This window comes from Christiangramia aestuarii (assembly GCF_009735585.1).
Taxonomy (GTDB): domain Bacteria; phylum Bacteroidota; class Bacteroidia; order Flavobacteriales; family Flavobacteriaceae; genus Christiangramia; species Christiangramia aestuarii.
The window spans coordinates 92041-117427 of record NZ_VJVW01000005.1 but is presented as its reverse complement, the minus strand read 5'-3'; the positions used below and the strand labels follow the sequence as shown (position 1 = coordinate 117427).

Annotated in this window: 26 protein-coding genes; 10 read left to right on the top strand and 16 right to left on the bottom strand. The window is 43.4% G+C overall.

The genetic code is table 11. The features are described 5' to 3' along the window. Positions 1–7 precede the first annotated feature (7 nt). Positions 8–2974, bottom strand: a complete 2967-nt coding sequence (locus tag FLP08_RS13350; RefSeq protein ID WP_156277386.1) for an amidohydrolase family protein — start codon at positions 2972–2974, stop codon at positions 8–10. A gap of 85 nt (positions 2975–3059) precedes the next feature. Next, positions 3060–4133, bottom strand: a complete 1074-nt coding sequence (locus tag FLP08_RS13345) for a DUF3810 family protein (RefSeq protein ID WP_162431072.1) — start codon at positions 4131–4133, stop codon at positions 3060–3062. Between the two features lie 88 nt (positions 4134–4221). Between FLP08_RS13345 and FLP08_RS13340 the strand changes: the two genes are divergently transcribed. After that, on the top strand, positions 4222–5682 hold the full coding sequence (locus FLP08_RS13340) for an aminoacyl-histidine dipeptidase (RefSeq protein WP_156277384.1): 1461 nt from the start codon (positions 4222–4224) through the stop codon (positions 5680–5682). Positions 5683–5754: 72 nt separating this feature from the next. Here the strand turns inward: FLP08_RS13340 and FLP08_RS13335 are convergent, their stop codons facing one another. From FLP08_RS13335 to FLP08_RS13325, 3 genes are all read right to left on the bottom strand, one after another. Further along, the gene (locus FLP08_RS13335; protein WP_156277382.1) at positions 5755–6888 is read right to left on the bottom strand and encodes a peptidylprolyl isomerase; all 1134 of its coding nucleotides are present in this window, start codon (positions 6886–6888) and stop codon (positions 5755–5757) included. Positions 6889–6965: 77 nt separating this feature from the next. Beyond that, entirely contained in the window at positions 6966–7517 is a 552-nt protein-coding gene (gldI, locus tag FLP08_RS13330; protein WP_156277380.1) for a gliding motility-associated peptidyl-prolyl isomerase GldI, read from the bottom strand. Next, the gene (locus FLP08_RS13325; RefSeq protein WP_156277378.1) at positions 7514–8530 is read right to left on the bottom strand and encodes a DHH family phosphoesterase; all 1017 of its coding nucleotides are present in this window, start codon (positions 8528–8530) and stop codon (positions 7514–7516) included. The genes gldI and FLP08_RS13325 overlap by 4 nt, the downstream gene beginning before the upstream one ends. A gap of 77 nt (positions 8531–8607) precedes the next feature. Here FLP08_RS13325 and FLP08_RS13320 point away from each other — a divergent pair, with 77 nt between their 5' ends. Then, on the top strand, positions 8608–9624 hold the full coding sequence (locus FLP08_RS13320) for an alkaline phosphatase D family protein (RefSeq protein ID WP_156277376.1): 1017 nt from the start codon (positions 8608–8610) through the stop codon (positions 9622–9624). A 75-nt stretch (positions 9625–9699) separates the two neighbouring features. After that, positions 9700–10119, top strand: a complete 420-nt coding sequence (locus FLP08_RS13315; RefSeq protein ID WP_156277374.1) for a nucleoside-diphosphate kinase — start codon at positions 9700–9702, stop codon at positions 10117–10119. 279 nt (positions 10120–10398) lie between these two features. On the opposite strand, the gene FLP08_RS13310 is transcribed toward FLP08_RS13315, so the two are convergent. The 4 genes from FLP08_RS13310 to recF are packed head-to-tail and all read right to left on the bottom strand — an operon-like array spanning position 10399 to position 12447. Next, positions 10399–10623 carry a hypothetical protein gene (locus FLP08_RS13310; RefSeq protein WP_156277372.1) on the bottom strand — a complete coding sequence of 75 codons (225 nt, stop codon included), beginning with the start codon at positions 10621–10623 and terminating at the stop codon, positions 10399–10401. Between the two features lie 27 nt (positions 10624–10650). Beyond that, entirely contained in the window at positions 10651–10950 is a 300-nt protein-coding gene (locus FLP08_RS13305; protein ID WP_156277370.1) for a DciA family protein, read from the bottom strand. Then, positions 10931–11371 (bottom strand): lipocalin family protein, encoded by a 441-nt coding sequence (locus tag FLP08_RS13300; protein ID WP_156277368.1) that lies wholly within the window; start codon positions 11369–11371, stop codon positions 10931–10933. The genes FLP08_RS13305 and FLP08_RS13300 overlap by 20 nt, the downstream gene beginning before the upstream one ends. Then, positions 11368–12447 (bottom strand): DNA replication/repair protein RecF, encoded by a 1080-nt coding sequence (recF, locus tag FLP08_RS13295; protein ID WP_156277367.1) that lies wholly within the window; start codon positions 12445–12447, stop codon positions 11368–11370. Before recF ends, FLP08_RS13300 begins: the two co-directional genes overlap by 4 nt. Positions 12448–12594: 147 nt before the next feature. On the opposite strand from recF, the gene FLP08_RS13290 reads away from it, so the two are divergent. From FLP08_RS13290 to FLP08_RS13260, 7 genes are all read left to right on the top strand, one after another. Then, the gene (locus FLP08_RS13290; RefSeq protein WP_156277366.1) at positions 12595–13368 is read left to right on the top strand and encodes a tetratricopeptide repeat protein; all 774 of its coding nucleotides are present in this window, start codon (positions 12595–12597) and stop codon (positions 13366–13368) included. 3 nt (positions 13369–13371) lie between these two features. Then, entirely contained in the window at positions 13372–13878 is a 507-nt protein-coding gene (gene ribH / locus FLP08_RS13285) for a 6,7-dimethyl-8-ribityllumazine synthase (protein ID WP_156277365.1), read from the top strand. A gap of 119 nt (positions 13879–13997) precedes the next feature. Beyond that, positions 13998–14291, top strand: coding sequence for a hypothetical protein (locus FLP08_RS13280; protein WP_202912774.1), 294 nt, complete (start codon positions 13998–14000; stop codon positions 14289–14291). Further along, entirely contained in the window at positions 14292–16148 is a 1857-nt protein-coding gene (gene mutL, locus FLP08_RS13275; protein ID WP_156277363.1) for a DNA mismatch repair endonuclease MutL, read from the top strand. After that, positions 16148–16897 carry a rhomboid family intramembrane serine protease gene (locus FLP08_RS13270; RefSeq protein WP_156277362.1) on the top strand — a complete coding sequence of 250 codons (750 nt, stop codon included), beginning with the start codon at positions 16148–16150 and terminating at the stop codon, positions 16895–16897. The genes mutL and FLP08_RS13270 overlap by 1 nt, the downstream gene beginning before the upstream one ends. Beyond that, positions 16897–17799, top strand: coding sequence for a rhomboid family intramembrane serine protease (locus FLP08_RS13265; RefSeq protein ID WP_156277361.1), 903 nt, complete (start codon positions 16897–16899; stop codon positions 17797–17799). The genes FLP08_RS13270 and FLP08_RS13265 overlap by 1 nt, the downstream gene beginning before the upstream one ends. Beyond that, the gene (locus FLP08_RS13260) at positions 17800–18834 is read left to right on the top strand and encodes an endonuclease/exonuclease/phosphatase family protein (protein ID WP_156277359.1); all 1035 of its coding nucleotides are present in this window, start codon (positions 17800–17802) and stop codon (positions 18832–18834) included. On the opposite strand, the gene FLP08_RS13255 is transcribed toward FLP08_RS13260, so the two are convergent. From FLP08_RS13255 to FLP08_RS13225, 7 genes are all read right to left on the bottom strand, one after another. Then, positions 18814–19464: a WbqC family protein gene (locus FLP08_RS13255; protein WP_156277357.1), complete on the bottom strand. Its 651-nt coding sequence runs from the start codon at positions 19462–19464 to the stop codon at positions 18814–18816. The two genes, FLP08_RS13260 and FLP08_RS13255, sit on opposite strands and share 21 nt — an antisense overlap. Before the next feature lie 4 nt (positions 19465–19468). Next, the gene (gene lepB / locus FLP08_RS13250; RefSeq protein ID WP_156277355.1) at positions 19469–21034 is read right to left on the bottom strand and encodes a signal peptidase I; all 1566 of its coding nucleotides are present in this window, start codon (positions 21032–21034) and stop codon (positions 19469–19471) included. Between the two features lie 51 nt (positions 21035–21085). Further along, a complete protein-coding gene (gene dapB, locus FLP08_RS13245) occupies positions 21086–21805 on the bottom strand; it encodes a 4-hydroxy-tetrahydrodipicolinate reductase (RefSeq protein WP_156277353.1) in 720 nt (239 codons plus the stop codon). Between the two features lies 1 nt (position 21806). Next, positions 21807–22409, bottom strand: a complete 603-nt coding sequence (locus FLP08_RS13240) for a DUF5683 domain-containing protein (protein WP_341485018.1) — start codon at positions 22407–22409, stop codon at positions 21807–21809. Then, on the bottom strand, positions 22399–23301 hold the full coding sequence (locus tag FLP08_RS13235; protein WP_156277351.1) for a ParB/RepB/Spo0J family partition protein: 903 nt from the start codon (positions 23299–23301) through the stop codon (positions 22399–22401). The genes FLP08_RS13240 and FLP08_RS13235 overlap by 11 nt, the downstream gene beginning before the upstream one ends. A gap of 5 nt (positions 23302–23306) precedes the next feature. Next, positions 23307–24068: a ParA family protein gene (locus FLP08_RS13230; RefSeq protein WP_156277349.1), complete on the bottom strand. Its 762-nt coding sequence runs from the start codon at positions 24066–24068 to the stop codon at positions 23307–23309. A 104-nt stretch (positions 24069–24172) separates the two neighbouring features. Then, positions 24173–25306 carry a hypothetical protein gene (locus FLP08_RS13225; RefSeq protein WP_156277347.1) on the bottom strand — a complete coding sequence of 378 codons (1134 nt, stop codon included), beginning with the start codon at positions 25304–25306 and terminating at the stop codon, positions 24173–24175. Between the last annotated feature and the right edge of the window lie 81 nt (positions 25307–25387).

The following is a 25387-nucleotide window of genomic DNA, read 5'->3' as shown; positions in this document are numbered from 1 at the left end:
GCTAGTTTTATTTTACCGCTTCTAAAAGGTCACAATGAACTCTCTGCTTTTCTTTCTTTTCTACCGGCTGCGTTTTTACACCCTTGTTCTTCTCTTTTAGCATCTGGCCAATAAGTTCGTTGCGTTCTTTCTGGATCTGCTTTCTCAGTTCTTTATCTTTTTCAATATCAAAATAGAAAGTTCCTTCGATCATGGTCTTTTCTGGCTTGGCATAGATAGAAAGCGGGTGGTCGTTCCAAAGTACAAGATCGGCCTGTTTCCCGGTTTTGATACTTCCTACAAGTTCGTCCACATGTAGCAACTTGGCCGGGTTTATGGTCACCATTTTCCAGGCTTCCTCTTCGCTCATTCCACCATACTTTATGGTTTTAGCCGCTTCCTGATTAAGCCTGCGGCTCATTTCGGGATCGTCACTATTAATGGCCACGGTTAGCCCCACATCGTTCATAATGGCAGCGTTATAAGGAATCGCATCGTTCACTTCGTATTTGTAAGCCCACCAGTCTGAAAAAGTAGAGGCGCCAACCCCGTGTTCCTTCATTTTGTCGGCCACTTTATATCCTTCCAGGATATGAGTGAAGGTATTGATATTAAAATCGAAATTTTCAGCAACTTTCATCAACATGTTGATTTCGCTTTGTATGTAAGAGTGTGAAGTGACAAATCTTTCTCCATTAAGGATCTCTACCAGGGTTTCCATTTCCAGGTCTTTTCTGAAGTCATCATCCCCTTTAGAAGATTCGTAGGCCCTGGCCCGGCTGAAATAATCGGTAAACACCTGTTCTACACCCATCCTGGTTTGTGGAAATCTTGAGCCACTCCAGTTAGATTGTTTTACATTCTCCCCAAGGGCGAATTTTATGAATGGCGGTGCCTGCTCAAAGATCATATCCTCGGCCGAAGCTCCCCATTTTAACTTCAGGATCGCCGACCTTCCTCCAATAGGGTTGGCCGAACCATGTAAAAGCTGGATGGTGGTCACCCCTCCGGCAAGGTTCCTGTAAATATTGATATCTGTAGGATCTACTACATCTTCCATCTGCACTTCAGCTGAAGAGTTGTGCCCGGCCTCGTTGATGGCAGAGGCAGCGATGTGAGAGTGTTCGTCCACGATCCCGGCAGTAAGGTGTTTACCGGTCGCGTCTATCACCCTGGCTCCACCTGCGCTTAAACCCTGGCCAACCTTCACGATCTCGCCATTTTTGACCAAAACATCGGTATTTTCTAGAACGCCTTCATCTTCACTGGTCCAAACGGTGGCATTTTTGAAGAGAACATTTTCCTGTTCTGGTCTTGTTCTGAAACCATAGGCTACATTCGGATAGCTAAGAGGCATTATTTCACGATGCTTTTCATCCTTTTTGTCTATATCTGTTTTATCTGTAGACTTGTTCTTTGCTTTTGTAGCCCGGAAAGTCGTTTCCTTCCCGTTAGGCAGGATTGCCTTTCCGGAAATGTTTTCTGTCTTTGCCGGCACATTGGCAACCAGCCTAATAAAATCGGCCCTTGAAGTATCTGTTGAAGATAACAGCAGGTTCATCCAGTTATTATCAAAGCTCAGCTTGGATCCAATCTTTGTTTCTCCTAGTTTCACCTCGGCCTTAGGACTGGAGATCTCTCCTTTTATCTCCAGCTCATAGGTTTTTCCATCTACCAGAAGCTCATAATTCCCGGTAATATTGGTCACGTCCTTGCTGTTCAGGATCTTTTTCTCTCCCTGGACCCAGTTTTCGTATAAGGTGGTCTCTTTGTCGAAATAATCTCCTGAAGTGATAAGGAAGTTGGCCCAGGCTCCTTTTTTGATTACTCCAATTTTTCCTTCCTGCCCAATGGTCTTTGCCGGAACTGTGGTTAGAGCGGCAAGGGCAGCTTCTTTGGTTAAACCGAATTCGATCGCCTGCAGCAGGTTCTTCTTAAAATCTTTTTCAGTATCTATGGAATGAGTGGTTAGGCTGAAGGGGACCTTATTTTCTGAAAGCCTTTTCAGGTTTGAAGGTGCCTGGTTCCATTCCCTCATTTCTTCCAGGCTCAGCTGGTTAGCAAGAAAAGGGTCTTCTACATCGTAAGCCTCAGGGAATTTCAGTGGAACTATAAAAGTAGCATTGGTGGTTTTTACCTGCTCCAGCCTTTGATACTCGTTACCGCTTCCCAGGATCACGTACTGTACCCCAAATTCATCACCTATTTTATCTGCACGGAATTCGTTCAGAAGATCATCGCTGGCGAAGATCTGTACCAGGTCCTTATTCTGGTTAAAAGCTTCCAGTGCCAGGTCTTTATTATCTGAATTTCCCTTGGCGTACCATTCGGCATCCAGGTAAACCTGGCGGATTAGTGCCATAGCGCCCATAATAGAAGTAGGGTAGGACTGTCGGGATTGTACGCTCTTATCGAAAGAAAAATACTGGGACGAATTCTCGTTTATTATCCTGTCACCTTCACTTACTTCTGGAGTAAGTGCCACGAGCATCCCCGAACCACGAATGATCCCGTCTGCAACGTGGGTATTTACCACCCCGAAACCTGCTTTTTGAAGCTTCTCGGCCTCCTTGGCGTCATAGCTAAAATGATCTACCGCGTCTGTATCTGGTTTTATATGATCGTTCCAGTAAAATCCTTCACGCGTGGCATCATATTGCGGGCTGTAGCCGCCATTGGCCTTCTCAGGCTTTTTGATTCCAAAATCGCTGTAAAGGTCAATGAACGAAGGATAAACTTCCTTTCCCTGCAGGTCTATGACCACGCTATTCTTAGGGATGTCTATCGACTTCCCTACGGCAGTGATCTTTCCCTCCTTGATAGCGAACATGCCATTTTCTATCAGGGCCTGGGGATCTACATGTATACGCGCATTTTTAAAAACGGTGTAATTGGTGTTGCGGGTTTTAACACCATCGTTCTTAGGGAAGTATTCCTGGGCCTGCATCGAACAAATACCAAGGAATAATCCTAAGATCAGTAATTTATATTTCATAGAAATGTCTGGGTTAAATTTAAATATGAAATGCTCAAAAATTTGAAGGCCTTAAAGTAATAAAAATAGATTAAAACGTCTTGAGCTAAAGAGCGTTTCGTGTGTCATCGAAATAATTCACCAATAACGCCACTACATAACTGTAACTTTTCATCCCATCCTGCTGGTTGTTCACGATAAGGTAGCGGTTATAGGTGGCCTTGAAGATAGGTTCAAAAGGATTCTGATGTCTTAACCAAAACTCATCTACTTCCCGGTAATTCTTAATAATGCCGGGGTTTATGCTTGCGATAAGTTCTTCAGCCTTGGTTTTATCCCGCCGATAGAGTTCGCTCAGGCAATAGCTCAGGGCAAAGGTATATCCGGAATACCTGAAATGGATATTTGGATGATTCATGGTCACCAGGCAGGCGATGAAATTAGCCTCGTTCTCCTTGGCAAAGCCCAGCTGGTGCCCAACCTCGTGACTGGCCGTGGTCGCTATCTTGTACGGCAGGATGATAGTATTTACCTGTGCCTCGTTGGTAAGCGGGTTAAGGTAACCGTTAAAACCCATATAGGTGAGGGGCAGGCTGAAAATAGACCTTTTCAGGGCCTCACCCTCATAGGTTAATTCGGGGTAATCTTTCTCGATGTTCTTATATCCGTCTAAAGTGATCTCGAACAATTCCCTTTTACTGAAGTCATAGTCGACCTTAATAGAGTCATTGCCAACGATCTCCAGATGAATTTCGTTGGATTTATCGATCAGAGTTTCCGTAAGTCTGATAAGTTTTTCAGTAGTATAATCATTTTCTATCTCCAGGCTTTTATGCAGGGGCAGCCGGTAATAATTGAAGCCCCAGAACAGGTGAAAGCAAAAATAGATGACCGATAGGCTGGCCAGGGTATCTGTGATCCAGATTTTTGGATATCTGAACCTCTGGGAAATTCTTCTTACCAGCCAGGCGATTGCCAGGAGGATAAGAGCTGCATATAACAGGTCGCCAAGAGAAAAAGGAATAATGCCCAGGCTGTACCTCATTACTTTTGAGATCACTGGATAAAGTCCCTGGGAATAGTATCTTTCTACAAATTCTGAATAACCCGAAAGCAAATTTATTCCAATGATCTGGACCGGGAAAAGTATGGCGAGCAGTAGAATTGATTTTCTCTTCACGTCCTAAAAATACAAATATTCAGCAGGCCGCAAATTTTAGAAATCATTAAATTCGAATACCTTTGTGGGAATACCAAAAATCAGATCAATGAATGAAGAAATAAGGGAGCTGGAGCCCAAAGTCTTATGGAATAAATTTGCCGATCTTAACGCCATACCCAGGCCTTCAAAAAAGGAGGAAAGGGTGATAGAGTTCATTAAGAATTTCGGAAACAAGCTTAACCTGAAAACTGAAGTAGACAGTGTAGGGAACGTGGTGATCTATAAACCGGCTACAAAAGGGATGGAGAGCCGAAAGAAGATCGTCCTGCAGGCTCACCTGGATATGGTTCACCAGAAGAACAATGATACAGATTTCGATTTTGATACGCAGGGGATAGAGATGTATGTAGATGGTGACTGGGTTCGCGCGAAGGGAACCACCCTTGGGGCAGATAACGGTCTTGGGGTAGCCACCATGATGGCGATCCTGGAAAGCGATACTATCGAACATCCGGCTATCGAGGCTTTGTTCACCATAGACGAAGAAACAGGCATGACCGGAGCTAAAGGTCTGAGTCCAGACCTTCTGGAAGGAGACATCCTGCTAAACCTGGATACTGAGGAAGACGATGAGATTGGTATTGGTTGTGCAGGCGGGGTAGACATCACCGCCACCAAAAAATATGAAGAGGAAAAAATGCCTGATACCTATCGTTCTTATTCCTTAAAAGTAAAAGGATTGATGGGCGGACACTCCGGGATGGATATTATCAAAGGCCTGGGGAATGCCAATAAAATGATGAACCGGCTTCTGGTAAATACTTCTGAAGACCTGAAAATGCGTATCTCAGAGATCAACGGTGGCGGACTCAGGAATGCCATTCCAAGAGAAAGTGAAGCCATTGTAGCCGTTCCAGATACCGAAGAGGAAAGTTTTAAAAAGGAGATCGAGGCCCGGGCTGCCGGGATAAAAGCTGAATATGCTTCGCTGGAACCAAACCTGAGCATAGACCTGCAGAAGATCACCACTCAGAACCAGATCATGGACCTTAGATCACAAAGGGAAGTTTTGCTTGCCCTTGCCGCGGCACATAACGGGGTTTACAGGATGAGTCCTGAAATTGAAGGCCTGGTGGAAGCCTCTAATAACATTGCCAATGTGACCCTTAAGGAAGGGGAAGTTCATGTGAAATGTTTAACCAGGAGTTCTGTGGAGTCCAGTAAAGATGACCTGGCGACCTCATTAAGGTCGGTATTCGAACTGGCAGGATTTGAAGTGAAACTGTCTGGGGAATATCCTGGCTGGGCACCGAACAGCGATTCTGCGATCCTCAAGACCCTGGATGAGATCTACCAGAAAATGAATGGCGAGAAAGCTGATATCGCAGCCTGCCATGCCGGATTGGAATGCGGGATCATTGGCAGCCATTACCCAAATATGGATATGATCTCTTTTGGGCCTACCATTAGGGGAGCGCATTCTCCAGATGAAAGAGCAAGTATTTCATCTGCCCAGAAATACTGGAAATTTCTATTGGAAGTTTTAAAGAATATCCCTGAAAATTAGAATGCAGTAAACATAGAATTAAAAAAGCCCTCAGTTTTGCTGAGGGCTTTTTTAATATCTCAATGGATGTGATTATTTGGTTTCTTCACCAGCCATATCCACTAATTTTATTCTGAAGATAAGATCGGTATTTGGAGGGATCACACCGCCGGCACCTCTTTCTCCATAGGCAAGGTGGCTAGGAATAAACACGACCGCTTCATCACCTACCTGCATTTGCTGAATTCCTTCTTTAAATCCTGGGATCATTGGGGCATCTGGACCATAGATCATGGTTGAGGAACCATAACCTCCCTGGGCGGCTCTTCTTTCGTTGAATACCTTGAATTCTTTGGCCAGCTCCTCTTTATTCGTGTCGAATAAGGTACCATCGGCAAAGTAACCTTCATAATCTACCAGGATCTTCTGGCCATTTTTCGGTTTTTCGCCATCGCCTTTATTTTCGAAGTATATTTTCAATCCGCTCTCTAAAGAGTCTGCTTTCTCTTCAATTGCCTTGAACTCCTCGGCTTTTTTAGCGGCCATTTCCTGCATTTTCCTGGCTTCGGCTTCTTTTTCAGCTTCGATATTTGCCAGTTCTTCTTCAAAAACTTTTGGTGCATCAAAGTTCTTGGCGGCGCTACCTTTTCTAATGATGTTCAGTTCGTTGATGGTCACATCCTTCACAGGTTTGTCACGAGGTCCTGTTTCAACTTTTCCAATTGAATCAACTACGTCCTGACCTTTTACGATCTTTCCGAATACGGTATGTCTTCCATCCAGCTGCTGTACCGGCGCAAGAGTGATAAAGAACTGGCTGCCGTTGGTACCCGGTCCCGCATTGGCCATAGAAAGAATACCTTTTGAATCGTGACTTAGGCTGTCTACGAACTCATCAGGGAATTTGTAGCCCGGGCCGCCGCTACCTGTCCCGGTAGGGTCACCCCCCTGGATCATAAATCCGTCGATCACCCGGTGGAAAATGATCCCGTCATAATACTTCTTTTCTTTATAAGTACTATCGGCCATTTTGCTGTTGCCTTCCGCCAGGGAAACAAAATTGGCTACGGTCATGGGAGTTTCTTCAAAATATAGTTCAGCAACTATTGGTCCCATGGAGGTATTGAATTCGGCGTACATGCCATCCTCCAGTTCAGGGTACTCCTCGTTGCAGGCAATAAGAGACATTGCCATCGTTAATAGTAAAAATAAGCTCTTTGTTTTCATTTGTCTAAATTTATTTTTCTTTTGGTCAGGTATAATCAAGGCCATAGCTGAATTTATAAGCAGCGCGGCCTACTATTTTAATTTTTAGTATCTGATTCTTTTATTTCCCTTAGGGTCACTTTTGCCGTGATAGGTACATTGCTGCCAATCCTGTCCTGGTCTCCGTAATAGCCAAAAGCCTTATGGGACGGAAAAAGGAAGGTAACCGTTTCTCCTTCTTTCATAAGCTTAAGGCCCTGGCGCAAACCGGTAAAAAGCTTTTCCTTATCCATGGCATATTCCCTGGTGGCCTTTTCACCTTCCGCATAGATCGGCTCTCCTTCGATGGTAGAGATGCTGTAATCAAAGATGACGATATCCCCGAATTCAGGGGTTTCTGTATTGGTGCTGTCTGTAGACTTATTATTGTAATAATACCAGAATCCATCGGCTGAGGTAAGAAATTCAGTATCGGTATCCTCGCCCATCACCTGCTTGATATAATCCTCTTCCTTGGCGATCATTTCCTTATTCCTTTCTACCGACTCGTCTATATAAGAACCGCTGTTCTGGGATACGGGATACCTTGCTTCCGGCGATTTACAGGAAGCCACAGAGAGCAGAATAATGATTACAATTGATAGTCTCATATTGAAAGTTCTTCTTTGTATTCCGGTAATATCTTGTTGAATTTAACGATGGTGTCGTTAAGGGACAGGTCGCTTTTTCCGCCGGCAGCATTTATGTGGCCGCCACCTTCAAAATGGGCCCGGGCAAATTTATTCACATTGAAATCACCTTTAGAGCGGAAAGACATTTTAATGATGCTCTCGTTCGCTTTTTCTATAAAAATGACCGCGAAAATTATTCCATCCAGGGAAAGACCGTAATTCACAAATCCTTCGGTATCTCCTTTTTTGAAATTATGCCTGTCCAGTTCTTCCTGGGAAAGGCTTATATAAGCAGTTCTTAGATCCTTGTTCACTTTGAGGTTCTGAAGGGCCGTACCCAATAACTGCAGCTTGTTTTCTGAATTGGTGTCGTAGATATTATTGTGTATCTGGGCGTTATCTGCACCCTTATCAATAAGGTCTGCGATCACCCTGTGCGTGTCGCTGGAGGTCGAGCTAAAGCGAAAGGATCCGGTATCGGTCATAATACCTGTATAAAGACAGGTCGCGATCTCCGGGGTGATCTTTTTGCTCGCCCTTAGTTTGTCGATGAACTTATAGACCATCTCGCAGGTGGAGCTCATTTTCGAATCACTATAAGTATAATGTGCATAATCTGAAGGTTCCTGGTGATGGTCTATCATCACGAAAACTGCATCAGATTCCAGCAGCGCTTCCTGCATTAGGCCGCACCTGGAAAGATCATTGAAATCCAGGGTAAAAACGATCTCGGCTTCCGCAATTAGGCCGTTAGATCTTTCGGTCTCATTTTCATAAATGATCACCTCGTCATTACCGGGTAACCACTTTAAAAAATGCGGATAATCGTTAGGAGCGATCACCGTCGCTTTGTGTCCCTTGTCTTTCAGGAAATGCCATAAACCCAGGGTAGAGCCCATCGCATCACCATCGGGGCCTTTGTGGGGGACAATAACTATATTTTCTGCTTTGGCCAGTTCAGCCGTTATTTCGAGTATTCTGTTGTCTATCATATTCGAGGCTAAATATACAATTTAATACTACTTAAGAAATATTGGAAGCTTTAAATTTGTGCTCCTAAAACCGACCTATGAAGAATTTATTTAAGCTTTTACCTGTATTTTTCATGGTACTTTCCTGCGGAAGTTCCTCTACCTTAAATAGCGAAAAGCAAGGAGATCTTGTCATCGCTTTTGGAAGCTGTAACCGGGAAGATTCACCCCAGGCCCTGTGGGATGATATTCTGAAAAACGACCCGGATGTTTTTCTGTGGGGTGGGGATAATATTTATTCAGATACCGATGATGCCAAGGTGATGAAGGCGGCTTACGAGCTTCAGAGGAATAATAAAGGCTACCAGAAACTACTGAACAGGGTGCCGGTTTACGGAATCTGGGATGATCATGATTACGGGCTCAATGACGGCGGAAAGGAATGGCATTTTAAAGAAAAGAGCCAGCAGTTGTTCCTGGATTTTATGGAGGTGCCGCAGAACAGTCCGCGTCGAAGCAGGGAAGGGGTTTATCACGCTGAGGTTTTTGAAACTGAAAAAGGGAAAGTAAAGGTATTTATGCTAGACACCCGTTATTTCCGCGACCCGCTGGCGAAAAGCGAAGATCCTAACAGGCGATACGAAGCTTCTGAAGGTGCGATTTTGGGAGAGCAGCAGTGGGAGTGGCTGGAAAACGGACTCCGGGATTCCGAAGCCGATTTTAACGTCATCCTCTCCAGTATCCAGGTGCTTTCGGCGGAACACGGATTTGAAAAATGGGGGAATTTCCCTTCAGAAGTAGAGAGATTAAAGGAATTGATCGTTTCTTCAGAGGCCAGGAATGTGATCCTGTTGAGCGGGGATCGTCATATTTCAGAATTTTCAGCAACAGAGGTAGAGGGATTAGACTATCCCCTGGTAGATTTCACTTCCAGCGGACTCACCCATACCTACGAGGAATTCAGCGGAGAGCCCAATAAATACAGAGTAGGAGAGGTGGTGAACGATAAGAGTTTTGGCCTTTTGAAGTTCGATTTTGATAAGAACAGGCTTCGCATGGAAATGCGGGGTAATCGCAACAAACTCCTGCAGGATTATGTGCTTGAATTCCAGTAGGCGAACATAAAAGCTTAAAGGGCTTGTATATGGAAAGGAATTATTTATTTTTGCACCAAATTTAAAAACCATACAATGGCAGGAAATAGAACATTCACCATGATTAAGCCAGATGCAGTAGAGAACGGGCATATTGGTGGAATACTAGACCAGATCACCGCTTCAGGATTTAGAATCGTAGCGATGAAGCTTACTCAAATGACTCAGAGAGATGCTGAGACTTTTTATGCAATCCATAAAGAGCGTCCATTTTTCGGAGAATTAGTAGAATTCATGACTCGTGGTCCTATCGTTGCAGCGATCCTTGAAAAAGACAATGCTGTAGAAGATTTCAGGACTCTTATTGGAGCTACAAACCCGGAAGAGGCTGCTGAAGGAACTATCAGAAAAAAATACGCGAAGAGTATTGGAGAAAATGCCGTTCACGGAAGTGATAGCGATGAGAACGCACAGATTGAAGGTGCTTTCCATTTTGCAGGTAGAGAGATGTTCTAAGAGAACCATTTCAATAATATCAAGAGAACCGGGTTTTTTAACCCGGTTTTTTTTATGTCTGAATTTTGGTGAACCGGAGATGCTGAAACGAGTTCAGCATGACTAGTCATTCTGATGCCGGCAGTTGTCTATAGGATTCGGAAGCCTAAAGGTTTTTTTTAGATAAGGCTACCTAAGATTCTGAAATGAATTCAGCATGTCGGAACTCTTACTTAGAGTCGTTAACCTGTCCCTTAGTTTTGGGAGTTCTCGGGGCTAATTATCCGATTTTCTAATAATCTATTTTATCAGCGGCTCCTTTTTAAATACCGATTTCAGGATATACCGCCCATTCTGGTCCTTGTCCAGCCGGGGAGAAAGCACCAGGGTGATCACCGCCGCGGCGATCATCAGGTATAAATGTTGCAATCCTGGCAGGAGCAACCCAATAAGATACCTGCTAAGTGAAAATATCGTAATGAATGAGATGAAATAGATGAGGAATACCTTTACATTATGCTTCATAAAAAGCTGAAATTTATATAATTATACTTATCTCAATACTAGTTTGGTGATAAGTTCCTGCCCCATTTCTTCGTTGAGGTTCCTGATGATCTTTTCCTTGCCGTAGCTTAATTCCTCCCGAAGTACCGAAGAACTTAACTGCACGTACAGCACGTCGTTCTTTAATTTGAGGTTGGTAGTGTACTTTTCTATGGCCGGGCCCATCTGGCTGTTCCAGACATCCCTTACTTTTACCTGGTTTAATCCTTTTTTATCCAGTTTATTTTCATCTACGAAACTCTTGAGCAGATCGCCCAGTTTCATTTCCTCATTCTTGCGTCTCTTCATCGTCTTGGCTTAATAAAGGTTCATATCGTTGGTAGTAGTATTTTTTATCGTCACGGTTAAGAATGACCAGCTCCTCTTCATTCGCTTCAAGTACCTCTTCTTTCCACTGGTCAAAAGGAGTGGAGTAATATAGCATTAACCTGTTGTCTTCGATTTTTGCGGAAATCCTTTCCGGTTCATTTGGTGCTTTTATAAAACCGCCGTCAATCTTTGGTTTCAGCTTTCTTCTGAATCCTGCAGAATCGCTTACTTCTATATAATCAATATATGGACTTATACCATATTCTATCACCGAATCTTTTTCAACTTCCACTTTTTCTATCTGCCAGTAACCATTTAGGTGCTGTAATTGTTCCTTTGGGTCGCTGTCTGAACAGGAAATTAGGCTGATTATAGATAATATGAATAAGAGTTTTTTCAAAGCTTAAAGATTTTATAGGATTGATTGCTGCTTTTTACCACCTTTTCGGTACGGTCTGCATGGGTGTCGCTCAGGAAGATCTGCCCTAACTGGTCTGTCGCTACCAGTGCAACTATATGGGCCACACGGTTCTCATCCAGTTTATCAAAGATGTCATCCAGCAACAGGATAGGGTTCACCTCGCTTATCTGCTTGATAAAATCGAATTGTGCCAGCTTTAGGGCGATCAGAAATGATTTCTGCTGTCCCTGCGATCCGAATTTTTTAATGGGATGCCCCGCGATCTCAAAGCTAAGGTCGTCCTTGTGGGTGCCCACCGAAGTATATTGCAGGTTCATATCCTTTTGCAGGTTCTCTTCTAGCAAGCTGGAAAGGGAAGAATCAAAAAGCTGACTCTTGTAATTAATATGAACCTCTTCCTTATTATTGGTGATATCGGCATACCTTTTATTGAAGATGGGTATGAATTCTTTTAAGAATTCTTTTCTTTTCTCGAAAAGGTCCTGTCCCAGGTTGCTCATCTGTAAGTTATAGACTTCGAGCGTATCTCTCTCAAAGGTATTGTTGGCGGCAAAATATTTTAGAAGCGAGTTTCGCTGGGAAACCAGCTTGGTGTATTGCAATAATTTGTTCAGGTAAACCTGGTCGCTTTGCGAGATCACCCCGTCCATGAATTTCCTTCTGGTTTCAGAACCTTCTATGATCAGGTCGCGGTCTGCAGGCGAAATGATCACCGTAGGTATAAAACCTATGTGATCGCTTACCTTTTCATAGATTTTATTATTTCTCTTAATGATCTTTTTCTGACCTTTTTTAGCACTGGCCAGGATCTTTTCAGATTTCTCGTTTTTAACAAACTCACCCTCAACTACAAAAAAGTCGGAGTCGTGGTTGATGTTCTGGGATGTGATAGGGTTAAAATAGCTTTTACCAAAGGAGAGAAGATAGATGCTGTCCAGCACGTTCGTTTTTCCAACTCCGTTATTTCCAACCAGGCAGTTGATCTTTTCGTCGAAATCAAATTCAGCCGTCTTAAGGTTTTTGTAGTTAAGCAGGCTAAGATTTTTTAAATGCATAAATCGCTGTGTTTCAGCTGGAAATTCAGTAATTGTTTAAAGCTATTTTCGGCTTCAAAAGGACCCGAAATTATATAAAAAATACAAATAATTTATCTTTTAATTTTCACAAAAAATTCTATTTTTGCCACGCATTAACAAATTTTTATGGCAACGTATAAGAAAAGAGGATACAAGCCTTCCAACAAGGAGGAAAAAGAACAAGTAGCAGAACAGGAATCTACCACTGCAGAGGTTTTTAATACTTTAGATGAAGGTGCTAGTAGAACCGAAACATGGGTAGCCGATAACCAGAAGTATATCTACATCATTGTAGGTGTAGCCATAGTTGCTGTTCTGGGATATTTGGGTTATAACCGTTTTATTCTTGAGCCAAAGCAGAACGAGGCCGCCAACGAAATGGCCCAGGCTCAGGGCTATATGGCTTCAGCTTTAAGAGCAAATGGAGCCCAAAGCGATTCTCTTTACAATCTTGCTCTGAATGGTGGGGAAGGGAAATACGGTTTCCTTGATATCATAGATAACTACGGTGGGACAGATGCGGCCAACCTGGCACATTACAATGCCGGATTCGCTTATCTAAGAACCGGGAAATACCAGGAAGCCATAGAGCAACTGGAAGCTTTTAGCAGTGATGATGAGATATTCTCTGCCCTGGCTACCGGAGGAATTGGAGATGCATTCATGCAATTGGAGCAACCTGAAGAGGCTTTGGGTTATTATGAAAAGGCTGCTGAAATGAGGTCTAATTCATTCACTACTCCAAGATTTTTATTAAAAGCTGCGATCACCGCTATTCAGATAGGTGAAGCAGATGCGGCTGAAGAATACCTTTTGGAAATAGAAGATGAGTATTCTGAAGCACCAGAGGCTGAGAAGGTGCCAATCTACCTTGGTCAGGCTCGCGCTATGAAAAACTAATATATGGCTACAGAAGGTAAGAACCTTTCACAATACGATAAAGACACGATCCCAAACGCGAAAGACTTTCGGTTTGGGATCGTTGTTTCTGAGTGGAACGACGAAATTACAGAAGGACTTTTCCAGGGTGCATTCGATGCCTGGATAGAGAATGGGGTGAAAAAAGAAAACATCGTTCGCTGGAACGTTCCCGGCAGCTTTGAACTTATTTACGGCTGCAAGAAGCTGGGCGAAAGTTTTGAAATGCTCGATGCCATTATCGCCGTGGGTAGTGTGATCCAGGGGGAGACCAAGCATTTCGACTTCGTTTGTGAGGGGGTGACCCAGGGTATCAAGGACCTGAACATACAAACCGATATCCCGGTGATCTTTTGTGTGCTTACAGATAATAATATTGAGCAATCCCGCGCCCGTAGTGGTGGAAAGCACGGTAACAAAGGAACCGAAGCGGCCATCGCAGCCATTAAAATGGCGCAGTTAAGGAAGGATGCTAAATTCTATAAGGGTTAGTACTGCCCGGTAATTGGTCTTTAGAACGGCATTGTTATTGCTGCCATTATTAATAACCTCAGGCTTCGGATTTTTGAAGCATTTTGAGTAAATTTGGGATCAGCAAACATTCTACAGTTTTGAAAATCAATTTTAACAAAATCAGGAAGAATACCCGGTATAACTATACCCCGCGTTATTACAAGGGCAAGGATACCGGTAATATCTATGATTTTGATAATAAATTCAATAAATATAAAGAAGCCACCAATGCTATAGATTTTGGTTCCCACTGGGCAGATGCACGTAAAGAAAGCCGTAATCGTGGAAACCGAAGCATTAATCGCAGGGTTGTTTATATCATCATAATTTTACTTTTCATTTGTCTGTGGATATTAGACTTTGATTTGTCCATTTTCTCGAATCCCCGTTAAATGAGTAACGTAATACAATTGTTGCCCGATCATGTTGCCAACCAGATCGCTGCGGGTGAAGTGGTGCAACGTCCGGCCTCGGTAATAAAAGAACTTCTCGAAAATTCAATAGACGCAAAAGCAAGCCGTATCCAGGTGGTTATCAAGGATGCCGGGAAAACGCTTGTTCAGGTGATAGACGACGGTGTGGGAATGAACCTTACCGACGCTCGAATGAGCTTTGAAAGGCATGCCACCTCCAAGATCAAGCTTGCAGATGACCTGTTTTCCCTTAGAACCAAAGGATTCAGGGGAGAAGCCCTGGCATCTATTGCGGCGATCGCCCATGTGGAACTGAAGACCAGGACCGAGGAAGATGAAGTGGGTACCTGCCTGAAGGTGGAAGGATCCCAGGTAGTTTCGCAGGATCCCTGCGTGACCCCTAAAGGGACCTGTATCTCGGTAAAAAACCTTTTTTATAACATTCCCGCCAGGCGTAATTTCCTGAAATCTGATAACGTGGAAACACGCCATATCATTGATGAATTTCAGAGGGTAGCCCTGGCACATCCCGATATCAGCTTTTCACTTACGCATAACGGCAACGAGCTATTTCAGCTGCCGGTGGCCAGTTCAAGGCAGCGAATCACCAATATACTTGGCGGTAAGACCAACGAAAAACTGGTACCTGTGGAAGAGGATACCGAGATCGTAAAGGTTTCCGGGTTCGTAGGCAAGCCTGAATTTGCTAAAAAGAGCAGGGGAGAACAGTTTTTCTTTGTTAACAACAGATTCATCAAAAGCCCTTATCTTAATCATGCGGTGGTGGCGGCCTATGAAGGCCTGCTGAAGGAGAAAAGCTATCCCACTTATTTCCTATACCTGGAAGTTGATCCTAAATCTATAGATATCAACATTCACCCCACCAAGACCGAGATCAAGTTCGATGATGAACATGCGTTATATGCCATCCTGAAAAGCTCCATCAAGCACAGCCTGGGGCAGTTCAATGTTTCACCCATGCTGGATTTTGAAAGAGATGCCGAACTGGATACGCCATATGAATACAAGGATAAAGAAGTGAGGGTGCCTGAAGTGGAAGTAGATCGTAACTTCAATCCTTTTCAGAATGAAAGCAGCCCTAAAAACAATTATTCGGGTGGAAGCACTGGCTATAAGCGTGACCGGCAACCGGAATGGGAAAGCCTTTATTCCGGCATGCAGGCAGAAACCGAAACAGAGGTAGACGTTCGCCAGATTGAGTTCGAAAGTGAAGAGGTGACCGGGAATCTTTTCGGTGCCAAAGAAGAGCAAACCGAGAAGTCTACCTTCCAGGTTCAGAAGAAATATATAGTTTCTACGTTGAAGAGCGGAATCCTGGTCATAGACCAGCACAGGGCCCATACGCGGGTCTTATATGAAGAACTGCTTAAAAATATAACTGTCTCATCTGCAGTTAGTCAGCAATTATTATTTCCTCTAAGACTTCAATTCAATCACCATGAGGTGGAGATGCTGAAGGAGATCAAGGAATCACTGGAGCAGACCGGATTTATATTTTCTGAGATCAAAAAGGACGAGGTAGAGATCACCGGTATTCCTACGCTAATTTCAGAAAGCGAAGTGGAAATTCTGCTGGAGCAGCTTATCGCCGATTTTGAGAAGGATGTGCCCGATAATGGATTTTCTCAAACCGACCTGCTGGCAAAGTCACTCGCCAATTCCATGGCGGTACGTTCGGGAACACTGCTGAACTCTGCCGAGCAACAACATATTGTAAATAGATTATTTGCCTGTAAAGAACCGGCACTTAGTCCTTTTAATAAAACCGTGTTCACTACCTTGAGCGTAGATGAACTTGATAAAAAATTCGCCTGATGGGAAGAATGACCGAAACCGTAAAGGTTCTCTTGATAATAAACGTTATATTCTTTATAGGAAGCCAGTTAATTGGCGACGTTGCATATGAGTATTTCGCTTTATGGTTCGTGAAGAATCCCAATTTCCAGGTTTGGCAGATCATTACGCATATGTTCATGCATGGAGGGTTGATGCATATACTTTTCAATATGTATGCCCTGTGGGCCTTTGGTAGCCCTATTGAACAAATGCTGGGGCAGAAGCGCTTTCTTTTCTTCTATTTTTCAGCGGGGATAGGAGCAGCTTTTTTACATACTCTGGTGAATTTTTATGCCTATCAGAAAGGATTTAACGGACTGCTGGAGCTGGGCTGGACCCCGCCGGAAGTGATGAGCTTCATCGAGCAGGCCTATTCTTCCAATCGCTTCAGGATTCCTGAGGGCATGGACGAAGGCACGCTTAGGTCTATGTTACAGGCCTTCGCCAATCCTGCGGTGGGAGCATCGGGAGCAATATACGGTATCCTGGTAGCGTTTGGGATGATGTTCCCTAACGTGGAACTATTTTTACTATTTGTTCCGGTACCAATTAAAGCCAAGTATTTTATTCCCGGATTAATTGCCTTAGATTTGTTTTCCGGCTTCACCGGATATTCGATCTTTGGAGGTTCGATCGCGCATTTTGCCCACGTGGGGGGCGCGTTATTCGGCTTCTTAATGATGTATTACTGGAAAAAGAATCAGTTTAACGACAATCGCTGGTATTGATGAAATCATCAGACAGGTTAAGATATAAGATCCAGACCGCTACGGTCACCGAAAAGCTCATTGCGATCAATGTGCTGGTCTTTATATTGTTCTTCCTGCTGAAGACCATAGCCTATCTTTTTCAGCTTCCGTCAGACTTCCTGCTGGAGTGGTTCGTGTTCCCAAAGGAACCCATGGAATTTTTGATCAAGCCATGGTCTATCATCACCTATTCCTTTTTACATAGCGGAATCTGGCATATACTGTCGAATATGCTCATCCTGTATTTTTCGGGTATCTATTTTCTGAATTATTTCTCTCCAAAACGATTGCTCAATTATTATTTTCTGGGGGTGATCATAGGAGCACTGGTATATATGCTTAGTTATAATCTTTTCCCAGCCTTTCAGGGCACGGGCAGGTCTTATCTAATGGGAGCTTCGGCCGGGGTTATGGCTGTCCTTATCGGGATCGCCTCGCATATCCCGAATATGAGGGTGAGATTAATGCTAATAGGGAGCGTGAAGTTCTGGTGGATCGCTGCATTTCTTGTAGTCATAGATATCATTCAGATCCCCATGGGTAATGCCGGGGGGCACCTGGCGCATTTAGGAGGAGCTGCCTTAGGTTATCTGTATACCAATCAGCTTCAGAAAGGTAATGATATTGGTAAATGGTTCGAGAACCTGATGGATTCCATCGCTTCCATTTTCAAGCAAAAAGAGCGTAAGGCCAGGATGAAAACGGTACACCGCACCGGGAAGACCGCCCCTAAAAAGCAAACATCAACCAGGAGTAAATTTGATAAGGACGATAAGCAGAAAAAGGTTGATGCGATCCTGGACAAGATCAGTAAAAGCGGTTATGAAAGTCTGAGTAAGGCAGAAAAGGACTTTTTATTCCAGGCCGGTAAAGAGGATTAAATGAAGAAATTAAGCCTGTTCGATAAATTCATCTTTATCTTAAATTCGCTTGCGGCTACCGCACTCCTGTTTTCCTATCTTTTACCGCATATTCCGCCTAAATCATTTCCATTACTTTCGGTTTTGAGCCTGGGCGTTCCTGTATTGATCATCCTGAATACGATCTTTCTGCTCTACTGGATACTCCGGTTAAAAAGGCAGATGCTGCTTTCCTTGCTGGTACTTTTGCTAGGATATAATTATATCACCGGTTTTGTAAAGTTTTCAGGGTCTGAAACAGATGAGGCTAATAGTTCAGATTTTTCCCTGATGAGCTATAATGTGCGAATGTTCAATGCCTACGAATGGTCTGAAAGAAAGGATATTCCTGAAAAGATCACTGGTTTTATCCGGGAAAATGATCCCGATGTGCTATGTGTACAGGAGCACTACGTGGGAGCGGCCTCCTTGGCCAGGATCTATCCCTACGAGTATATAAAACTGAAGGGCAAGAACTCTGAATTTGGCTCGGCGATATTCTCAAAATATCCCATTATAGATCGGGGCTCACTGGATTTCCCGCATGACGGGAATAACAACGCCATTTATACCGACTTGGTGATCAATAAGAAAGATACGGTTCGTATCGTAAATGTGCATTTCCAGTCCTTGAATATCAAACCTGGAATAGACGACCTGCAAAAGGAAGATTCCAAGAAGTTGCTGGGCAGGATTGGTTACGGCTTTTCACTGCAACAGGAACAGGCCGAAATGCTTTTGGAGCATCTTAAAAAATCACCTTACCGGGTAATTATTGCCGGCGATTTCAATAACACCAGTTTTTCGTATATCTATGATCTTATCAAGCAGGATGGTAGATTTAACGATGCTTTCCTGGAGGCGGGAAGCGGCTTCGGTAAAAGCTTTAAGCTGGATTATTTTCCCCTGCGCATAGACTTCCTTCTTGTTGAAAACGGAATGAAGATAAATGAGTTCAGAAAGTTCGAGGTGGATTATTCAGATCACTACCCGGTCTTAACCAAGATCGGACTTTAGGTCCTGGGCTTCCAGGTAGCTAATAGCGGCATTACCCTCATTGAATATCAGGTCCAGGATACACAAATTTGGTAAGAAACCGGCTTTCGAGTCGAAAACCTGGGTGTATTCAGAGTTTTTAAAACCGGCATCAGATTTGGCGTTAACGAGATTCCTTAAGTCCAGTTTATCTTCCGGCTTTAGAATGTATTCCTCTGTCTTTTCGAAATCCCATTCCAGCTGCAGGCAGTCTGCCACGAACTCCATGCAATCGTAATTAAAGTCCATCAGGAACTTATATTCCTTATGATATAGCGGATAAAGCTCATCTTCGTAGAACTCAAAAAAGGGAGAGGTCTGGTAAGATGATTTAAAAGCCCTCCAGTGCTGTGTTTGCCAGTTGAATTCGTTCTCTACCTGCACGTCCCTGTATTTCTGGTGGCCTTTGGTGTCCAGCCCCAGAGCAGCCCTGTGTTTAATAGGAATGTTCAGGGATAACCTGCCATTGGCGTCATAGATATACATCCTGTTCCTGTAGGTCTGTTTCTGGTAATTATCATCGTTCTCGAAAAAAACCTTTTCAGCTTTCGCAAAAGCTACCCACTGGCTAATTGGCCCGAAATAGGAGGGATGTAATAGCACCAGTTTCATGAATCTAGGCTTCTTCTTTACGTTTCTTGAAATATTTCCATCCGAAGAAAATAACCACCACGATAAGGAAATAGGGAAGGAATGAAGTTGGTTCACCATCACCCTTAACCGTGGTAAAGACCCTTTCCCACCTGATCTTGTCGAAACCGCTGGCATTAGAATCCCAGCTCAGCCAGATGAATACAGGTTTCCCAACAATATGATTTTCGGGTACGTAGCCCCAGGTGCGGCTGTCTTCAGAATTATTTCGGTTATCACCCATCATCCAGTAGTAGTTCTGTTTAAAGGTGTAAGAATCTACAGGCTGGCCGTTCAGCAGAACCTGGGTTCCATTGATGCTAAGTTTATTCTCCATACCCATTTCGTCTCCCTCATAGGTCTCAATGATCTCCTTGTAAAAAGCCATGCTTTGTGGAGTGAGCTCTACTGTAGCTCCTTTCTTCGGAATATAGATAGGCCCGAAATTATCATTGTTCCAGCTGCGCTTGCCATCATTCGGGAATAGGCTGGCTTTTTTAACCCCTGCAGAGTCCACGTATCTTCTTATGGAAGCTACATTCGGATGGTTCTTGAATCTTTCGTAATTTTCATCGGAAAGCGACTGTATAAAGAATCCGTTGTTTTCCAGGTAACCAAAACCGTCGGTAATGTCATAACGCTTATAAAGAACCTGTGGATTGAATCTTTGGCCCTTGGTGGTTCCTATATATGAAAACTGGGGTTTGGCGCGATCTGGCAGTTCCAGTTGTTTTCCATTGATATGCACGTAACCGTCTACTACAGAAAGTGAATCACCGGGAACCCCTACGGCTCTTTTTACATAATTCGACTTTTTATCGATAGGTTTTTTATAATGTTTGCCCGACCTGTCGAAAAACTTCCGCACGGTGTCTACCGGCCAGTTGAAAACCACGATGTCGTTGCGCTCCACATTTTCAAAACCGGGAAATCTCAGGTAGGGGATCTGTGGTTTATTTAAATAAGATTTTACTCCCAGCACTGGGATGGTATCATGTACCATAGGAAAAGCTACCGCAGTTCCCGGGATCCTGGCGCCATAATGGAATTTGCTCACGAAGAGAAAGTCACCTACCAATAAAGTTTTTTCGAGGGAAGAAGTCGGTATGGTAAAAGGCTGCATAAAGTAAGTATGCACAATGGTTGCCGCGATCACTGCGAACAGAATAGAGCTCACCCATTCACCTACTTCGGTTCTTGGCTTAAGGTCACGATCTGCGATATAGGCATCGTTGGTGGCGTAATTCACGTAATAGATATAAAATCCTAGGGTGAGTATCACCGCAAATGTTTCGGCGGTAGAATTACGTCCAAAACTCCTTATGGTTTCTACCCATATCACCGGGATAATGATCAGGTTTACTATTGGTATGAACATGAGGATAACCCACCATTTAGGCCGGTTGATGATCTGCATTAAAACGATCGCGTTATAAACTGGTACGGCGGCTTCCCAGGCTTTTCTTCCAGCTCTTTGGTATAATTTCCAGGTTCCAAGAAAATGTACTACCTGGATAAGCAGGAAAAAGATAAACCATTCGGTAAAAGTCATATTTTAGATTCTTTACGGTATAAGGCTCAGATCGCCCGGAAATGTTACATTTTAATTATTAAAAAGCTCTGAAAGCACATCTTTCATGGTGAATATCCCTTGTTTGCCTTTGAGGTATTCAGCGGCAACCACGGCACCAAGGGCAAATCCCTGCCTGGATTTCGCGGTATGCTTAATTTCGATACTGTCTATAGGAGAATCGTAGGTCACGGTATGTGTGCCCGGTACGTTTTCCTCTCTTTTGGCGTAGATTGGGATTTCATCCTCATCTGCATCATCCAGTTGCCAGCCTTTAAGTTTTGAGTTTTCCTCTATGATCTGCTGGGCCAGGGTAATAGCTGTTCCACTGGGAGCATCCAGCTTCTGGGTGTGATGTATCTCTTCGATATCGACCTTGTAATCTTCAAGGCCCTGCATCATGCCGGCCAGTTTTTTGTTCAGTTCAAAGAAAACGTTCACTCCTAAACTGAAATTAGAAGCATAGATAAAAGCCGAATCCTCTTCCTTACAGATCTTACGGGCCTTTTCGTAATTATCGAGCCAACCTGTTGTCCCGCTTACCACGGGGATATTATGTTTAAAGCAGGTGGTGATGTTCTTGAATGCCGCCTTGGGAATACTGAAGTCTATAGCGACATCTATCTTAGACCCGTCCAGCTCATGATTATCTATATCATCGCTAACTTTTAAAACAACCTCATGCCCGCGTTGTTCTGCGATCTCCTCGATGGTCTTACCCATTCTTCCGTAACCTAAAAGCGCAATTTTCATCTTAGAAATTATAATTTAATGTAAGTCCGTAATTGGTTTTGCCTGAAAGCGCATCGAAATCGAAATTTGGCTTTACAGACAGGTCTTCGTCAACGTTAAACTGCCGCAAGTGAGCTTCAACGTTAGCATCTATGATATTCAGGACATAGATCCCGACCGTGACCAGGATGGATATCTCCTTGTTTTTCTGGTAGAACTCCTGTGCCCGTATAAGTCCGTCATTGGTGATCCGGGTATTTCCGTCTACGGTGAATTCGTCTGGTCTGCCGGCTAGCCTGTTTTTATAGGCCTCCCGGTATCTGTCGTATTGCTTGTCATTTTCCAGGTAAAAATAAACCCCGGTAGCCAGGCCGGCGTAGGCGATAGGGATCTTCCAGTAACTGCCATTATAGGCCTGTCCCAAACCCGGAAGCACAGCAGAATAAAATGCTGCTTTGGCCGGGGCGAGGGCATTATAGGGTTCGTAGTCTTTTTCCCTTTGTTCTTTTTTCAGTTCCCTTTTTGATCTGCCTTCCTGGCTAACCAGTAGGGAATCCTGTTGCGCTGAAGCTATGGAAGCGATCAGCAGGAAAAAGAACAGGAAAAGATTAAGATTAGGCCTCACCTCGAATTAGTTTTTTGATCCTTTCGAAGTCTTCTTCCGAAGAAAATGGGATAGTTAGTTTTCCGCTGCCTTTTTTGGTGACCTTCACATCTACCTTGGTGCCAAGGTATTCGTTGAATTCCTTGATGCCTTTTTTATAGGTTTTAGGCACAGCAGGCTTTTTAGTAGCAGAGGTTTGCTTTCCACCAGAATTCAGTTCTCGAACCAGGTTTTCGGTTTCTCTAACCGAAAGGGATTTCTGGATGATCTTTTCGTAAATATCGAGCTGTTTTTGCGGATCATCTATATTGATAAGCGCACGACCGTGGCCCATGCTTAAAAAACCATCTCTCATCCCGGTCTGGATGATAGGGTCAAGTTTTAATAGTCTCAGGTAGTTGGCGATGGTAGAACGGTTCTTCCCAATGCGCTCGCTTAACTGCTCCTGGGTGAGGTTGATCTCGTCGATCAGGCGTTGGTAAGACAGGGAGATCTCGATAGGATCAAGGTCCTGTCTCTGGATATTTTCTACCAAGGCCATTTCCAGGGATTCCTGGTCATTAGCTATCCTGATATAGGCGGGGATGGTTTCCAGTCCCACCAGTTTGGAGGCCCTGAACCTTCTTTCTCCAGATACCAGCTGGTACTTGTCAAAATCCAGTTTTCTAACCGTAATAGGCTGAATAACTCCCAGCTCACGGATAGAAGAAGCCAGTTCTTTCAGGGATTCCTCGTTAAAACTTGTTCTTGGCTGAAATGGGTTGACTTCAATAGAAGATAGTTCCAGTTCAACTATATGGCCAACCAGTTTGTCGGCATTTTTATCTTCAGCAGATTTAATATCATTATCGGGATCCTTTAACAGGGCCGAAAGTCCTCTTCCTAATGCTTGTTTTCTGGTCGCCTTCGCCATTTGTATTAGTTTTTCTTGATGATTTCATGTGCCAGGCTCAGGTAGTTGCTGGCTCCTTTGCTCGAAGCATCATAATTGATGATGCTTTCCCCGTAACTCGGCGCTTCACTTAAACGCACATTTCGTTGAATGATTGTTTCAAAGACCATTTCATCAAAATGTTTCTTCACTTCTTCTACCACCTGGTTAGAAAGCCTTAACCTAGAGTCGTACATGGTTAACAGCAGGCCTTCGATATCCAGTTTGTTATTATGTATCTTCTGTACACTTTTTATGGTGTTCAATAGCTTTCCAAGTCCTTCCAGCGCAAAATACTCGCATTGTATCGGGATAATCACAGAGTCTGAAGCTGTAAGTGCGTTCAGTGTAAGCAATCCCAGGGAAGGAGCGCAGTCTATCAGGATAAAGTCGTACATGTCTCTTAAAGGCTCGATAGCTTTCTTGAGCATGGACTCCCTGTTCTCCTGGTCTACCAGTTCAATTTCAATGGCTACAAGATCTATATGTGCCGGGATGATGTCCAGGTTGGGAGAGCTGGTTTTCTGAATGGCTTCTTCAGCTTTTATGGAGTGCTCCAGCAACTGGTAGGTTCCATTTTCCACTTCTTCAACATCTATGCCCAGGCCTGAGGTAGCATTGGCCTGAGGATCGGCGTCAATCAATAATATCTTTTTTTCCAGAACCCCAAGCGAAGCCGCGAGGTTCACAGATGTTGTGGTTTTTCCCACGCCTCCCTTTTGGTTGGCAATAGCAATGATTTTACCCATTAAAAGTGTCTGATTTTTGAAAGGTAAAAATACAATTTATTATAGGTTTAGAAAATGAAATTGTTAACAGCTTGCCGATATTGTTAATATTCTAACTGCATAGTTTAAAGAGCTATATAATAGCCAAGTTGAAGGGCGTAGCCTTTCGTCTCGAAAAACGCTTCTCCATCATTATGTTGAAAAATATTGGCATTGAAAGTTAGTCCCGATTTGTTGGTCAATTTATAATTCATACCTGCTTCGGCTGAAAAAGTTAGAGGGAAAGAGTTCGGAAAACTTACCCCAAGGTCTATCAGATAGTCGGTATTTCCATCAGAATCTGAAACTCTAAGCATTCGCTCACCCTGATCTTTCAAAAAAAAGGACTTATTGGCGAAAACCCCTATATACGGATTCAATTTCGAGGTGGAAGGCAGGAAACTATATCTAAGGGAAAGGTCGAAAGCAATCATTTCGTAGTCTATGATGGCCCGGTCGAACCTTTGCCTAAGGTATTCTGCTTCACCTCCCTTATCAGAATAATTGATCCCAAGCGCCACCTGAAAATGAGATTTTGTGAAAGTAGGAATAAATATCAGCTCCATTCCCAGGTCCATTCCTGTTTGATAGCCAAAATCTCCTGTTAAAGATTGGTTATTTGTGCTAATGGTAGTGAAGTTGGCACCTCCCATAAAGGCAATCCTGAATTCCGGTTTTTTCTCAATTTCTTCAGCTATGTAAGTTAGCTTGTTTTTACATTCGTTGTATGCCTTCAGTGTTTTGGAAATACTGCGAATATTAAACTTGGTATTATTTAAATATTCAGGCTGACAATCTTTTAGAAGTAAAGAAAGAGTTCCGAGATATTGCTTGGTTTCCTGATTATAAGTTTTACCACTATTAGAAGCCTTTTTAGATTTCATGCTCAATTCTTGCTCACCATGCACGGGATGAGAAACGAAATAACGTTCGTCTCTGGTTTCATCCTTTAGGTGAAATAAATCGGCATATCCGCCTATTAACTTTTGCTGAAAATAATTCTGATCTCCAATGGTCCTGGTTGAATAAATAAACTTTCGGTCTTTTGAAACTATACTGTCAACCTTCTGAGGCTTAATAGTCTCAGGTTTGGATTCGGTTTTTTGACGATAGTTTATTTCTGAATAGTCATTTATTCTATTAAAATTAATGTAAGCTGATTGTATTGATTGATCTTTAAAATAAATAGTGGCATTTGGGGAGATTTGCTTTTGTGCCATGCTGTTTAGGCATAATAGCATAACTCCCCATAAGATTAATTGGTTTCTCACAGGTGGGGGGGTATCTTAAATGCTTAAAGG